Annotated in this window: 12 protein-coding genes, 1 tRNA gene and 2 pseudogenes; 8 read left to right on the top strand and 7 right to left on the bottom strand. The window is 63.2% G+C overall.

What is annotated here, in order from left to right; all coding sequences use genetic code 11:
* Window positions 1-31: 31 nt before the first annotated feature.
* Window positions 32-262, bottom strand: coding sequence for a YkgJ family cysteine cluster protein (locus BX592_RS33120; protein ID WP_243849835.1), 231 nt, complete (start codon window positions 260-262; stop codon window positions 32-34).
* A 255-nt stretch (window positions 263-517) separates the two neighbouring features.
* Here BX592_RS33120 and hemN point away from each other — a divergent pair, with 255 nt between their 5' ends.
* Together hemN and BX592_RS33110 are read left to right on the top strand one after the other, a co-directional pair.
* Window positions 518-1,903, top strand: a complete 1,386-nt coding sequence (hemN, locus tag BX592_RS33115) for an oxygen-independent coproporphyrinogen III oxidase (protein WP_134197560.1) — start codon at window positions 518-520, stop codon at window positions 1,901-1,903.
* A gap of 114 nt (window positions 1,904-2,017) precedes the next feature.
* A tRNA-Leu gene (locus BX592_RS33110) sits at window positions 2,018-2,102 on the top strand.
* Window positions 2,103-2,157: 55 nt separating this feature from the next.
* Here the strand turns inward: BX592_RS33110 and BX592_RS33105 are convergent.
* Entirely contained in the window at window positions 2,158-2,469 is a 312-nt protein-coding gene (locus BX592_RS33105; RefSeq protein WP_134197559.1) for a hypothetical protein, read from the bottom strand.
* Between the two features lie 278 nt (window positions 2,470-2,747).
* Window positions 2,748-3,703 (bottom strand): annotated as a pseudogene (locus BX592_RS33100) (PDDEXK nuclease domain-containing protein); the annotation flags it as partial.
* 589 nt (window positions 3,704-4,292) lie between these two features.
* Here BX592_RS33100 and BX592_RS33090 point away from each other — a divergent pair.
* Complete coding sequence (locus BX592_RS33090) at window positions 4,293-5,087, top strand: alpha/beta fold hydrolase (RefSeq protein ID WP_134197558.1); 795 nt, start codon at window positions 4,293-4,295, stop codon at window positions 5,085-5,087.
* A gap of 86 nt (window positions 5,088-5,173) precedes the next feature.
* Here BX592_RS33090 and BX592_RS33085 read toward each other — a convergent pair whose 3' ends face one another.
* Entirely contained in the window at window positions 5,174-6,184 is a 1,011-nt protein-coding gene (locus BX592_RS33085) for an isoaspartyl peptidase/L-asparaginase family protein (protein ID WP_134197557.1), read from the bottom strand.
* A gap of 162 nt (window positions 6,185-6,346) precedes the next feature.
* Complete coding sequence (locus BX592_RS33080) at window positions 6,347-7,606, bottom strand: MFS transporter (RefSeq protein ID WP_134197556.1); 1,260 nt, start codon at window positions 7,604-7,606, stop codon at window positions 6,347-6,349.
* 176 nt (window positions 7,607-7,782) lie between these two features.
* Here BX592_RS33080 and BX592_RS33075 point away from each other — a divergent pair, with 176 nt between their 5' ends.
* Entirely contained in the window at window positions 7,783-8,487 is a 705-nt protein-coding gene (locus tag BX592_RS33075) for a pseudouridine synthase (RefSeq protein WP_134197555.1), read from the top strand.
* Between the two features lie 160 nt (window positions 8,488-8,647).
* The gene (locus BX592_RS33070; protein WP_134197554.1) at window positions 8,648-8,836 is read left to right on the top strand and encodes a hypothetical protein; all 189 of its coding nucleotides are present in this window, start codon (window positions 8,648-8,650) and stop codon (window positions 8,834-8,836) included.
* Window positions 8,837-8,927: 91 nt separating this feature from the next.
* Here BX592_RS33070 and BX592_RS33065 read toward each other — a convergent pair whose 3' ends face one another.
* Entirely contained in the window at window positions 8,928-9,986 is a 1,059-nt protein-coding gene (locus BX592_RS33065; protein WP_134197553.1) for an NAD-dependent epimerase/dehydratase family protein, read from the bottom strand.
* 81 nt (window positions 9,987-10,067) lie between these two features.
* On the opposite strand from BX592_RS33065, the gene BX592_RS33060 reads away from it, so the two are divergent.
* From BX592_RS33060 to BX592_RS33050, 3 genes are all read left to right on the top strand, one after another.
* Window positions 10,068-11,099 (top strand): CDP-6-deoxy-delta-3,4-glucoseen reductase, encoded by a 1,032-nt coding sequence (locus tag BX592_RS33060; RefSeq protein ID WP_134197552.1) that lies wholly within the window; start codon window positions 10,068-10,070, stop codon window positions 11,097-11,099.
* Between the two features lie 306 nt (window positions 11,100-11,405).
* Window positions 11,406-12,590: an acetylornithine transaminase gene (locus BX592_RS33055; RefSeq protein WP_134197551.1), complete on the top strand. Its 1,185-nt coding sequence runs from the start codon at window positions 11,406-11,408 to the stop codon at window positions 12,588-12,590.
* A 19-nt stretch (window positions 12,591-12,609) separates the two neighbouring features.
* Window positions 12,610-13,110 carry a GNAT family acetyltransferase gene (locus BX592_RS33050; RefSeq protein WP_134197550.1) on the top strand — a complete coding sequence of 167 codons (501 nt, stop codon included), beginning with the start codon at window positions 12,610-12,612 and terminating at the stop codon, window positions 13,108-13,110.
* Between the two features lie 193 nt (window positions 13,111-13,303).
* On the opposite strand, the pseudogene BX592_RS33045 reads toward BX592_RS33050, so the two are convergent.
* Window positions 13,304-13,420 (bottom strand): annotated as a pseudogene (locus BX592_RS33045) (ABC transporter ATP-binding protein); the annotation flags it as partial.

Here is a 13,420-nt window from a genome sequence, read left to right as displayed (position 1 = left end):
AATCAGTTCGCCATTCTGTTCGGCGAGCGGTTCACGAACGCCATGAGCTGAGATTTTTTAAACCGACCTCGACACACAAAATTCCTGATACCTCCCAAGCGGGCCGCTCGGGCTTGCCGAAAATCGCGCAACGCAGATCGTCGCCGAGTTGAACGCAGCGCACGCCGGCCGGTTTGCCATCCGGCATGCCCGGTATCGGACTTGAAATCGATGGCGCGATACAGCACGCGCCGCAACCGGGCCGGCACGCGTGGCCGGCCACATCGGGCGCATCGGGCGCATTGGTCACATCGGCCACATGAAACGAAGCATCGAGAGTCACTACTGTTCTTCCTGAAACGTCAAACTTGCATGGACGCACGCACGATCCATCGCCCACGCACCGCCCGATCCAGCATTGTGCCATTGCGCCGCATGCGACCTTTTCACGCAACTTTCAGCACGATCGCTCCCCTACACTGCGCAACAGAAAGGACGCACCCTCAACTGCCGCCGTCAACGCCGCCGGACTTCGCCGATGCACACTGCCGACTCTCTCTTTCGTCCGGACCTGCTCGCCCGCTACAGCACGAACGGCCCGCGCTATACGTCCTACCCTACTGCACTGCAGTTCCGCGAAGACTTCGATCACGCTGACTATCTGCGCGCCGCCGCAGACCCGGGCGCCGCGCAAACCGATCTCTCGCTGTACTTTCACATTCCGTTTTGCGACACCGTCTGCTTCTATTGCGGCTGCAACAAGGTCGCCACGAAGAATCGTGCGCGCGCAAGGCCGTATCTCGAGCGTCTGAAGCGCGAACTGGCGTTGCAGGCGGCCTGCTTCAACACATCGCGTGGCGTGTCGCAACTGCATTGGGGCGGCGGCACACCGACGTTTCTGTCCGATGACGAGATGGCCGAACTGATGGCCGCGACGCGCGAGCACTTCACGCTGCTGCCCGACACGCAGGCCGAAATATCGATCGAGGTCGATCCGCGCGAAGCATCGCCGCGCACGATCGAGCATTTGCGCGCGCTCGGCTTCAACCGGATCAGCCTCGGCGTGCAGGATTTCGACCCAGCCGTGCAGCGCGCGATCAACCGCATCCAGCCGTTCGAGCTGACGCAGTCTGTGATGGACGCCGCGCGCGCGAACCGCTTTCATTCGATCAGCGTCGATCTGATTTACGGCTTGCCGCATCAGACTGTCGAGAGTTTCGAACGCACGCTCGACACGATGATCGACCTCGCGCCGGACCGGCTGTCGGTATTCGGATACGCGCACATGCCGCAACGCTTCAAGATGCAACGGCAAATGGACCCGGCGACGCTGCCGTCACCCGCGCAGCGCATCGCGATCCTGCAGCGCGTCGTGCAACGGCTGACGGAAGCGGGTTACGTGTATATCGGCATGGACCACTTCGCGCTGCCGACCGACGAGCTTGCGCGTGCGCAGGCGCAGCGCACGCTGCATCGCAATTTCCAGGGCTATAGCACGCGCGCGCAGTGCGATCTGATCGGCTTTGGCGCGTCGTCGATCGGCAAGGTCGGCGACGTGTACGCGCAGAACGAAACCGATCTGCAAGGCTACGCGGCCGCGATCGACGCGGGTCGGCTCGCGATCAGGCGCGGCTTGCGCCTGTCCGCCGACGACCGGTTGCGCCGCGACATCATCGTCCAGCTGATGTGCAATCTCGAACTGCGTTTCGACGAATTCGAAGCGGCGTACGGTATTCGCTTTGCCGATGCGTTCGCGCCGGAACTGAGCCGTCTGCGGGCATTCGAAAACGACGGCCTCGTGTCGATCGGCAGCCGCAAGCTCGAAGTGAACGTCGCGGGCAGGATGCTGGTGCGCAACGTGGCCATGGTGTTCGACCGGTATCTCGAAGCCGACACCTCGCAGCGGTTTTCGCGGACCGTTTGACGGTGCGGGCGCGCGTGGCGTCCAGCTTGCCCGTCGTCGCGTTTTCAGCGATAATCTGCGTCTTCGCCGCGCGCGGCTTGGCTTCCGCCCTATGTTCACCGCGCCGCAACACCTGCCCAGGTGGTGAAACAGGTAGACGCAGGGGACTCAAAATCCCCCGCCGCAAGGCGTGCCGGTTCGAGTCCGGCCCTGGGCACCAACAAATCTTCCCCTCCCCTCCAAAGACGATCCCCGAAGCGCGACAGCGGCGTTCATTAAAAAACGGTCGTGATGATGCAGAAATCGACACTGCGCGGAAGTAGTTTTCGTCGAGCAATTCGGCACCACAGTAGCTCAACACTGGTGAACATGATGAGGTAGTTGCCTACCTGGGGCCGGTTCTGTGCCTCTGCCAAGGCATCAAATAACCGCTTCCATTTTGTAATACCCGGAGATACGTCGGCGACATTGATCTCCTGAAGCAATCGCTCGATTTGCGCGCCCATAAGCCCATGCACCGTGTCGGCCAGCACCTTGGCAGGCCGCATGGAGGTGCCGGGAGTCGAAAGGGCAATCCGAGTCGTCACCGCATGCCTCTCAGTTCCGCCAGAAATGCTGTGCCGATTTCCACGGCCTGCTCCGCGCTCATTGGGTCTACATCCACGCCATGCACGGCTGCATTCATGACCCGGAGGGATTCAAGAAAGCGTTCTGTGCTGGCCGGCGCGAGGCCACGTTGATGCAACTCGCGCAGCATAGTGCCAATGCCAGCTGGTGTCTTTAAAGCGAGGCCGTTGTCAGACAGGATATCCCGTAAGATCCGCTCTATCTCAATTCGCAGATTGACAACGGACATCAACGGAAACTCGCGCGCAAACTCTTCTGCGGTTGGCAGAGCCCGCTGCAACTGCGGCGGCAGCGCCGGTGAGAGTTGGTATTGAGCGACACCCATCGGCTTGCTGGAATCGCGCAACGCATATTCAACGATCACCTCGTTACGACCTTTGCACAGAATGATGCCAATGGTTGGCTGATCGTCCTTGTGTCTGAGTTGGTCGTCAACGGCGGAGAGGTAGAAGTTCATCTTGCCCGCGAACTCGGGCTTGAACTCCTCAATCTTCAACTCGATCACGACGAAACAACGTAGTCGCAGGTGATAGAAGAGTAGGTCGAGGTAGTAATCCTGACCGCCAACTTCGAGATGATATTGGCTGCCGACGAAGGCGAAGCCCTTCCCGAGTTCGAGAATCAGTGCGCGCATATGCTCGATCAGACCGCGTTCGAGATCGCGCTCCAGCATATCGGGACCCAGCGCGAGGAAGTCGAAGGTATAAGGGTCCTTGAGAAGTTGCTGGGCTAGTTCAGACTGCTCGGCTGGCAGGGTACGAGGAAGTTGGTGAGCGCGCTTCCCCGGCGCGCGAATAGCGCGCTTTCGATCTGATGGACGAGAACCGCACGACTCCAGCCGTGTTCGATGGCCTGTTGGGCATACCATGCCCGCTCCTCGGTCGCCTTGACCGAATCGAGAAGGCTGACATTATGTCCCCAAGGCAATTGTGCAACGACCCGTTGCACAAATTCGCCATCAGGCCAGGCCCCGGCAAACGCACGCATATATTTGAGGTTTCGGCCTGAAAGGCCCGTCATTTCGGGGAGAGCTCGGGCCAGATCGACAGCTAATCGGTCGATCACCTTGGCTCCCCAACCCTCGCGCTCCTGCCGATCCAAAATATCTCGGCCAATGCTCCAATAGAGCAGGATCAGTTCACGATTGACCGACAGACTAGCGCGGTGACGGGCCTCAGCAATTTTCCGCTTCAAGTCACCAACAAAGGCGGTATAGCTATGCGTGGCAACTTCAGCGGTCGACTTCGCAGGTTTGGCGCGACTCGATACTGGCTTGGACGACCGGGGATTCACGCGTCCACCTCCTTGGATCAAAATTTCGTTCGTTTACTTCCTGGCGGCACCGTGTGGCCATTTTCCTTGCAGTGCCGATAAACGCGAATTGCAGGCGGATCGCCGGCGTCAAGGTCGGATGCCCCAACCTCAAACGTCGGCGCGATCAAGATAGGCATAGAGGCGTCCCAGCTCGTCGCTGACACTGTAGCGTGTCTCGCCGTCCTCCTGGCATTTCCCCGCCGCAAGGCGTGCCGGTTCGAGTCCGGCCCTGGCACCAGTCGAATCTCATCATCAAGCTCGCGCAAAGCAGTACCAGTACGCCCGGGCCGCCCGCCTCAGCCCCATTCCGGCACCCATCAAGAACGGCTGAAGCCTACAAGCCAAACATCGCCTTCGATCCCGTATCGCCACACACATCACCTCCCGCACAATCTCCCGCACATCGGCGTTGCCACGCATCCACCGGTTCGGTATGTTGCCGTAATCCCGGCCCGGAGAAGGAGTCAACATGTCGACGAAACGCCTGCTGTGCGCCGTTTTCATCTGTATGTCGATCGCCAGCGCGATGGTGCAAACCGCCCGCGCGCAAACCGCGGCGCCGCTTGACGGGCCGGTCCGCAACATCGTGCTGGTGCACGGTGCGTTCGTCGATGGCTCGAGCTGGAACGGCGTGATCGCGCGCCTGCAGAAAAAGGGCTATCACGTCAGCGCCGTGCAGAACCCGCTGACTTCGCTCGCCGACGACGTCGCCGCCACGCGCCGCGTCCTTGCGCAGCAGGACGGACCGACCGTGCTGGTCGGCCACTCGTGGGGCGGTGTCGTGATCACCGAGGTCGGCGCGGACGACCCCAAAGTGGTCGGTCTGGTCTATGTGTCGGCCGTAGCGCCCGAGATCGGCGAGTCGCCGATGGACATCCTGAAGCGCGGCCCGCAAATGCCGGCCGGCAGCAGCATGACTCGCGACGCGGATGGGTTTCTATGGCTCGATCGGGCGCAGTACCGCGCCGCCATCGCAGCTGACGTGCCGCAGAGTCTGATTAGCGTGCTGTCCGCCGCGCAGCTGCCGATCGCCGCCGCCGCGTTCGACGAGAAGGTCGATAAGGTGGCGTGGAAGACGCGGCCGTCGTGGTACATCGTCACCACTCGTGACCAGGCGGTATCACCCGACCTGCAACGGTGGATGGCGAACCGGATCGGCGCGACGACGGTCGACATCCCGTCGAGCCATCTGGTCACCGTCGCACACGCCGGCGCCACCGCCGACGCAATCGACAAGGCCGCGCGGGAATTCAGCAAACGGTAGCGGCAGCGCGCGCACAGCGCGGGTCGCGGCAGCGCGAGCGCGAATGCGAGCGCATCGCCCGATCAGCCATCGAGTCAGCGCCGTTGTCAGCGATAAATTGCCGTAACAGGCTCCGCGCCGGCACGCGCAAAGCCGCGATACATGCCCTCGGTGTTGAACGGCAGCGTGACGTTGCCCTTCGCGTCGACTGCAATCAATCCGCCGCGGCCATCGATGCGCGGCAGTCGGTTCATCACGACGTCCGCCGCCGCCTCTTCGAGCGACACACCACGATATGCCATCTGCGCGGCGACATCATAAGCGGCGACCATCCGGATGAACATCTCGCCGGAGCCCGTTGACGAGACCGCGCAAGTCGCGTCGTCCGCATAGCAGCCGGCGCCGATCAGCGGCGAATCCCCGACGCGGCCGATCCGCTTGTTCGTGATGCCGCCGGTGGACGTCGCCGCGGCGAGATGGCCGTGCGCGTCGAGTGCGACCGCGCCGACGGTGCCGAACTTGCGATTCGGGTCGATCGGCTCATGCGGCAGCGGCGCTTCAGATCGAACGTTCGAACCCGCGTCCTTAGGCGCGCTCGCCGCGAGCGTCGCGCCGTCGTGATCGAGCATCGCGCGCTGCTGTTCACGCGCGAGTTGCCATTGCCGGTGACGCGCGTCAGTACGAAAGTAGGCCGGATCGACCAGTTCAAGCCCGTGCGCGGCCGCGAACGCTTCAGCGCCGTCGCCCGCAAACAGCACATGATCGCTGCGCTCGAGCACGCAACGCGCCGCCAGCACCGGATTGCGCACGCGCTTCACGCAGCACACCGCGCCGGCGTCGAGTGTGCGGCCGTCCATGATCGACGCGTCGAGTTCATGCGTGCCGTCAGCGGTCAGCACCGCGCCATGGCCCGCGTTGAAAAGCGGGCAATCCTCGAGCAGACGCACCGCTTCAGTCACCGCATCGAGCGCGCTGGCCCCATCGGCCAGCACGCGCTGTCCGGCAAGCAGAATGTCGCGCAACGCGGTGTGATAGCGCGCTTCGTCTTCCGGCGACAGCGACGCGCGCACGATGGTGCCCGCGCCGCCATGAATGGCGATGACGGTTGTCGTATTCATCTTGTCTCTTCTGGTTGGGTGAGCGCAGTGGCTGGCGCGAACGCGCGATACCGGCGGCGCACGTCGGCATCGCGCGTGGGCAACCATAGTTGCACGAAATGCTCACGAACAGCATACAGCGTCCGCTGACACAACATGAACATGACGCGACGCACCGCCGCGCTATGCCGCCACCTGATCCGGAATCGCGTCGAGCCGCGCGACCGGCGACAACACGATAATCAGCGCCTGCACCGCGAATCCGGCCACGGCCGCAACGACACAAGCATCGACACCCATGCGCGCGCTGATCACCGCACCGAGTAGCGCGCCGAGAGGTCTCGCGCCATAGGTCGCCGTACTGTTCAGTGCGGACACGCGACCCATCATGCCGGCGGGCGTGATCGCCTGGCGCAGCGTCGTCGAACCGACGGTCCACAGGATCGGACCCGCACCCAGCAGGAAGAAGCTGAGCGCAGCGAGCCAGAACGATGGGACCGCGAGTGTCGCCGCCATCGCGAGCGATGCGGCGAGCCCGCAGAATGGGCCGATCGTCAATACGCGACCAAACGACAGCCGCCGCGCAATCGACGGCGCCGCGAGCGCGCCGCACACCATGCCGACGCCATAGCTACCGAGCGTCACGCCGATCGCGGATGCACCGAGGCCCAACCGATGCACCGCATACGGCACATAGATGGCCTGCAGAGTGAAAAAGCCGATGTTGAAGAAGATTGCCGTCGCAAGCATCGGCCGCAGCAACGCATCGCGCAACACGAAGCGCGCACCGTCGCGCAACTCCGCTGCAAACCGCCTTGCGACACGCGGCTCACGTGGCGGTTCGCGCAACCCCGCCAGCAATGCGACCGCACAGGCGGACAACGCGGCCGCGCCACCGTATGCCCAGCCGGCGCCGATCCAACCGACCAGCAAGCCGCCCAGCGCGGGTCCCGCCGAATAGGCAACGCTGCGTGCGAGCTCGATGCGCCCGTTCGCCGCGGACAGCGACGCGCGGCTCACGAGCGACGGCACCAGCGCGGGCGTGGCGACGCTATACGCGACGGTGCCGGCCGCACCGAGAAAACCGAGCACCGCGAGCAACGGCAATGACAGCGCATGCGCGACCAACAGCAACAGCACGCCCGCCATCGACATCATGCGGACCGCTTCGGCAAGCGTCATCAACGCACGGCGCGAACCGCGATCCGTCAGCACGCCGAGCGGAATCGACAGCAGCAGGAACGGCAGCGTCTGCGCGGTTTGCAACAGACCCGTCTCGCGCGCGGTGGCGCCAAGCGCGAACACCGCGACGAGCGGCGCCGCGGCAAGTCCGATCTGTTCAGCGGACTGAGCGAAAAGGTTCGACCATGCGAGCCGCTGAAACGCAGCAGGCAAGCGCGCTGCGGGACGCAGCGATTCGGGACGGCTTGGCGTGATTCGCATCGATGGACTCCGGTTCGTTCGGTCTGTCCATCGTCGCGTTTTGTCCGGTGCGCGGCGCTCCGCTTCTTGCGATCTCATCGCCGCGCGAGAGCATCCGTCCACGCGCGGGTAGAATGCACGCTTTCGCCGCGCAACGTGCGCGCCGGTGCGGTCCCGCACACCGTTTATCACCGGTTATGAATCTGGAAAGTATTCTGTTCTCGCAGGGCTTCGGCTCGCGCAGGCAATGCCGTGCATTGATCGCGGACGGCCGCGTCGCGATCGATGGTGCCGTGCTCACCGACGCGGGCGCAGACTTGCCCGCAGCCGGCCTCACATTCAGCGTCGACGGCATTGCGTGGCCGTATCGCGAGTTTGCATACGTCGTGCTGAACAAACCGGCCGGCTACGAATGTTCGCGCGAACCACAACATCATCTGAGCGTATTCAATCTGCTGCCGCCCCCGTTCGCGACTCGCGGCGTGCAATGCGTCGGCCGGCTCGATCAGGACACGACCGGCTTGCTGCTGCTTTCCGATGACGGCAAGTTCGTGCACGCGTTTACGTCGCCGAAGCGCAAGGTGCCGAAGGTGTACGTCGCGACGACCCGCCATCCGCTCGACGACGCGCAGCTCGCTGCACTACGCGTTGGCGTGCTGCTGCACGGCGAGGCCAAACCGGTCGCCGCGGTTGCCGCCGATGCGCGCGATCCGCACACGCTCGAACTGACCGTGCTCGAAGGCAAGTACCACCAGGTGAAGCGGATGATCGCGGCCGCGGGCAATCGCGTCGAGGCGCTGCATCGCGAACGCATCGGTGGATTTACCCTACCCGAGGGTTTGTCCGAAGGTGCATGGCAGTGGCTCAGCGACGCCGATCTCGCATCGCTGCGCGGCGGCTGAAGCCGCACCGTCACACCTCACCACATCGATTGCCGCTACGTTGGACTCCGTACGAACCAGCTGAGAAATGCCACGCTGGCGTTGCAACGCAACATGCCGACGCGCACGGCGGCTCCTATACTCCTTTCATAAAGAGTAAAAAAGCGAAAGGAGGGACGCCATGATCCAATTTGGCCAATATGCGATTTCCTACGCGGTGATTGGATTCGTCTGTGTCGTCTCGCTGACGTTGATTGGCCTTGTCGTCGCGATGCACGTCAGACACAAATATGACCCAAACCTCGTCGGCGCACTGATCGGCGGTTTCCTCTGTTTTCTGCTGCTCGAGGCGCTGCCGGCGCTCACCTGAACAGGCAGCGCTGCACACTTGTTTGCATACCGAACCGGTTGCATCGATTCGGGCGCCGCTTAACCGACAGCAAGTACGCGACGCGAGTCAGTCAGCCTTGACCCTTGCGTTGCAAACGTTGTGCGCGCACCGTTCTCAGGAAATCGTCGACATCCGGGTAACGCAGACGTACCTTCAGTTCGCGCTTGAGGCGCTGGTTCACCAGACGCCTCGACTCGCGCATGAACGACAGCATCATCGGCTCCAGTTGCTGCTCCGCTTCGGTGCGCGTCACGCGCGGCGCGCGATCGACTTCGAACGCATCGGCGACGCGGTCGAAGTATTCCCCCATCTTCAGCGTGCTGTCGTCGGACGCATGAATCACACGGGATGGCCGGCCGTGAGTGGCCATGCGCAGCAGGATCGCGGCAAGATCGTCGGCGTGGATGTGATTCGTATAGACGTCGTCCGCGTCGATCAACGCAGGGGTGCGTCGTTCGAGGCGCGCAAGCGGCAACCGGTTCGCTGCATAGATGCCCGGAATGCGCGCGATCGATGTGCTCGCGACACCGCGCACGGCCGCCCGCCTCAATTGCCGCTCGGCCGATACGCGCCGCTTCGCGCGCGCATTCGCCGGCGCCACCGTGCGCGTCTCATCGATTAGCGCACCGCCGCAGTCGCCGTAAACCCCGCTGGTGCTCGCATAGACGATCCTCCGCGGCGCGTGCGAGCGGCGGGCTCGCAACCGCCCGTCGGGTACAATATCCGTTTGCGCTGTTTTGTGCGGCGTCCATCCCGCGCGCAGGCGGCGTTGCCTGCCGAGCGGCGTGTGAGCTGCCAGATGCGCATGCGCGGCGGCGCGCACGCGGGGTGCGGTGAGCGCCGCGAGCAACGCGCGAGTTCGGCTGTCGTGATCGCCGGTTTTCGGTGGCGGCACGAGATGCAGCACCGTCGGTGCGAGACCGGCAAGCCGCGCAAGGCTGCGCCGTACGTCCAGGTCGCCGACGAGCGGCGTCGCGCCAGCCGCGCGCAGTTCGGCGCGGCGTGCGGCGTGGCTGGTCAGCGCAAAGACATGCGCGCGGTGCCGCAGTCGCTCGACACAACGCGTGCCGACGTCGCCGCATCCGACAATCAGCACGCGCGGTCTGCGCAAGATTCGTGTCGCATTCATCGTGCACGAATTGTAGCCGCCGATCGCAAATTGCATCGGGCACGGTGCACGCAATACTGACTTTTCGACTTCGATTGATCTATGGCTTTTAACGTAACGATCCGGCAAAGCGGCAAGCAATTCCAGGTGGAGCCCGATGAACCGGTGCTGACCGCCGCGCTGCGCCAGGGCATCGGCCTGCCGTACGGCTGCAAGAACGGCGCGTGCGGTTCGTGCAAGGGCACGGTCCTCTCCGGCCAGGTCGAGCAGCGCCCGCATTCTTCGTCAGCACTGTCCAACGACGAGAAAACCCGCGGCATGGCGCTGTTTTGCTGTGCGACGCCGGCTTCGGACCTTGAAATCGACGTGCGCGAAATCGCGGGCGTCGGCGACATGCAGGTGAAGAAGCTGCCGTGTCGTATCAACGCAATCGAGCGCAAGGCCGACGACGTCGTCGTGCTGAAGCTGCAGTTGCCCGCCAACGAGCGTCTGCAATATCTCGCCGGTCAATACCTCGAATTCATCCTGAAGGACGGCAAGCGCCGCAGCTATTCGATGGCCACGCCGCCGCACAGCGAAGGGCCGATCGAACTGCATATCCGCCATATGCCGGGCGGCGCGTTCACCGACCACGTGTTCAGCGCGATGAAGGAGCGTGACATCCTGCGCTTCGAAGCGCCGCTCGGCACGTTCTTCCTGCGTGAAGATTCGGACAAGCCGATCGTCCTGCTCGCGTCCGGCACCGGCTTCGCGCCGATCAAGGCGATCATCGAGCATGCGGTGTTCAAGAACCTGCAACGGCCGATGACGCTGTACTGGGGCGCGCGCCGCAAGAAGGACATCTATATGCTCGAGCTCGCCGAGCAATGGACGAAAGACATCCCGAATTTCAAGTTCGTGCCGGTGCTGTCCGAGCCGGAACCGAGCGACGCATGGACGGGCCGCACGGGTTTCGTTCATCGTGCGGTCATCGAAGATCTGCCGGACTTGTCCGGCTATCAGGTGTACGCCTGCGGCGCACCGGTGATGGTCGAATCGGCGCAGCGCGATTTCACGCAGCACCATCGCCTGCCCGAAGACGAGTTCTATGCGGATTCGTTCACGAGCGCGGCCGATCTCGCCCATCCGGTCTGACCCGCTGGCTTACATGGCGAAAGCCGGTGCCCGTTGGTGAATTTCCGGAAATTTTGGGTTTACACCGCCGCCGGCCTTGTCGTATTCTTGCGCGCATGAACCGCATCCTGTCCGAACTTCGACGTCGCTCGCCGCTCCCCTAGGGGGCGCGTGGCTTCGTTATGAATTCGCGTCAGTGAATCTCGCGCGGTTCGGATCATGAAAGCCACGGCATGCCGTGGCTTTTTTGTTTGCGCGCGTTGTTTCGCATGTTGCTTCCCCGGACTGTTTCCGTTCTTCCCTTCCTGCTGCCTGGAGCCTGTCGCCATGAATTTCAATGAGTACCCGATCGAGTCGCTGATGTACATCACGAACCGGCCCGAAATCGTCTTTACGCACGGCAAGGGTTCATGGCTGCATGACAACACCGGCAAGCGCTACCTCGATTTCATTCAGGGTTGGGCAGTCAACAGCCTCGGGCACTGCAATGACGGCGTCATCGAAGCGCTCGACACGCAGGCGCGCCTGCTGATCAATCCGTCGCCAGCGTTTTACAACGAGCCGATGGCGAAGCTCGCCGGCCTGCTCACGCAGCACAGCTGCTTCGACAAGGTGTTTTTCGCCAACAGCGGCGCGGAAGCGAACGAAGGCGCGATCAAGCTCGCGCGCAAGTGGGGCAAGAAATTCAAGAACGGCGCGTACGAGATCATCACGTTCGATCACAGCTTCCACGGCCGCACGCTCGCCACGATGTCGGCCAGCGGCAAGCCAGGCTGGGACACGATCTACGCGCCGCAGGTGCCGGGTTTCCCGAAAGCCGATCTGAACGACATTGCATCGGTTGAAAAGCTGATCAACGAAAAGACGGTCGCGGTGATGCTCGAACCGATTCAGGGTGAAGGCGGCGTGATTCCCGCGACCCGCGAGTTCATGCAGCAACTGCGCGCGCTGACGAAGCAGCACAACGTGCTGCTGATTGTCGACGAAGTGCAAAGCGGCTGCGGCCGCGCGGGCACCTTGTTCGCGTACGAGCTGGCCGGGATCGAACCGGACGTGATGACGCTCGGCAAGGGCATCGGCAGCGGCGTGCCGCTCGCCGCGCTGCTCGCGAAAGCGGAGTGCGAAGTGTTCGAAGCCGGCGATCAGGGCGGCACCTATAACGGCAACCCGCTGATGACGGCGGTCGGCTACTCGGTCATTTCGCAGCTGACCGCGCCGGGGTTCCTCGAAGGCGTGCGCCAGCGCGGTGAATATCTGCGCGCGCAACTGCTCGAACTGTCGAAAGAGCGCGGCTTTGAAGGCGAACGTGGCGAAGGCCTGCTGCGTGCACTGCTGCTCGGCAAGGACATCGGCAACCAGATTGTCGAGAAGGCGCGCCTGATGCAGCCGGACGGCCTGCTGCTGAACGCCGCGCGGCCGAATCTGCTGCGCTTCATGCCGGCGCTGAACGTGACCACGGACGAGATCGACCAGATGATGAAGATGCTGCGTACCGTGCTCGATTCGCTTTGATCAACCGAAGAGCGTGCCTATGAACACTCCGATGCCTGCGACCAGCGTGTCGATCCGCACTTTCGCCGAAAGCGATACCGAACAGGTGATCGCGTTGTGGCGCGACGCGTTTCCCGAGTATCGCGATGCAACGAGGCCGCAGCGCAACCCGCATCTGTCGATCGCGAACAAGCTTACGACGCAGCCGGAGTTGTTCTTCGTCGCGATCGAAGACGGCCGGGTAGCCGGTACCGTGATGGCCGGCTACGATGGGCATCGCGGCTGGATGTACTCGTTGGCCGTCGACAGCACGCTGCGCCGGCGCGGCATCGGCACGCTGCTGGTCCGGCATGTGGAAGCGGCACTGGCCGCGCGCGGCTGTCCGAAGGTGAATCTGCAGGTGTTGAGCGCCAAAGGTGAGATCCGCGGCTTCTACGAGCGGCTCGGCTATCGGATGGATGAGGTCGTCAGTCTCGGCAAGCGGCTGGGCGCGCTTGCTGACAATGCGTCGACCGGTCACGCCGATCCGCAACCGGCATGACGTACGGTGAATCGCCTGCTCGCGACGCATGAAGCGAGTAGCGCGAAGCGGGTAGCCCAATAGCAATGGGCGGTGCAACAAACAAAAGGGCCGCGTGCATCGTCTGCACGCGGCCCTTTTTCCATGCATCGGCGACGCGCGCGCTATTCAGCATTGCGCGCGCAATACAGCACCGTTGCACTCATTCACCCAATCATTCCCCCAGATACGCAGCCCGCACCTTCGGATCGTCGAGCATCTGCTTCGCGTCGCCGGACATCGTCACCATTCCCGAGTCCATCACGTAGCCGCGATTCGCGGCCTGCAACGC

Source organism: Paraburkholderia rhizosphaerae (assembly GCF_004366595.1).
GTDB lineage: Bacteria > Pseudomonadota > Gammaproteobacteria > Burkholderiales > Burkholderiaceae > Paraburkholderia > Paraburkholderia rhizosphaerae.
The sequence above is the reverse complement of the archived record's forward strand: the minus strand, read 5'-3'. Positions and strand labels throughout refer to the sequence as shown.

Excerpts from the sequence above, each read along its gene's own strand:
- hemN (WP_134197560.1), top strand. The coding sequence starts at position 518 with ATGCACACTGCCGACTCTCTCTTTCGTCCGGACCTGCTCGCCCGCTAC.
- BX592_RS33090 (WP_134197558.1), top strand. The coding sequence starts at position 4,293 with ATGTCGACGAAACGCCTGCTGTGCGCCGTTTTCATCTGTATGTCGATC.
- BX592_RS33085 (WP_134197557.1), bottom strand. The coding sequence starts at position 6,184 with ATGAATACGACAACCGTCATCGCCATTCATGGCGGCGCGGGCACCATC.
- BX592_RS33080 (WP_134197556.1), bottom strand. The coding sequence starts at position 7,606 with ATGCGAATCACGCCAAGCCGTCCCGAATCGCTGCGTCCCGCAGCGCGC.
- BX592_RS33075 (WP_134197555.1), top strand. The coding sequence starts at position 7,783 with ATGAATCTGGAAAGTATTCTGTTCTCGCAGGGCTTCGGCTCGCGCAGG.
- BX592_RS33070 (WP_134197554.1), top strand. The coding sequence starts at position 8,648 with ATGATCCAATTTGGCCAATATGCGATTTCCTACGCGGTGATTGGATTC.
- BX592_RS33065 (WP_134197553.1), bottom strand. The coding sequence starts at position 9,986 with ATGAATGCGACACGAATCTTGCGCAGACCGCGCGTGCTGATTGTCGGA.
- BX592_RS33060 (WP_134197552.1), top strand. The coding sequence starts at position 10,068 with ATGGCTTTTAACGTAACGATCCGGCAAAGCGGCAAGCAATTCCAGGTG.
- BX592_RS33055 (WP_134197551.1), top strand. The coding sequence starts at position 11,406 with ATGAATTTCAATGAGTACCCGATCGAGTCGCTGATGTACATCACGAAC.
- BX592_RS33050 (WP_134197550.1), top strand. The coding sequence starts at position 12,610 with ATGAACACTCCGATGCCTGCGACCAGCGTGTCGATCCGCACTTTCGCC.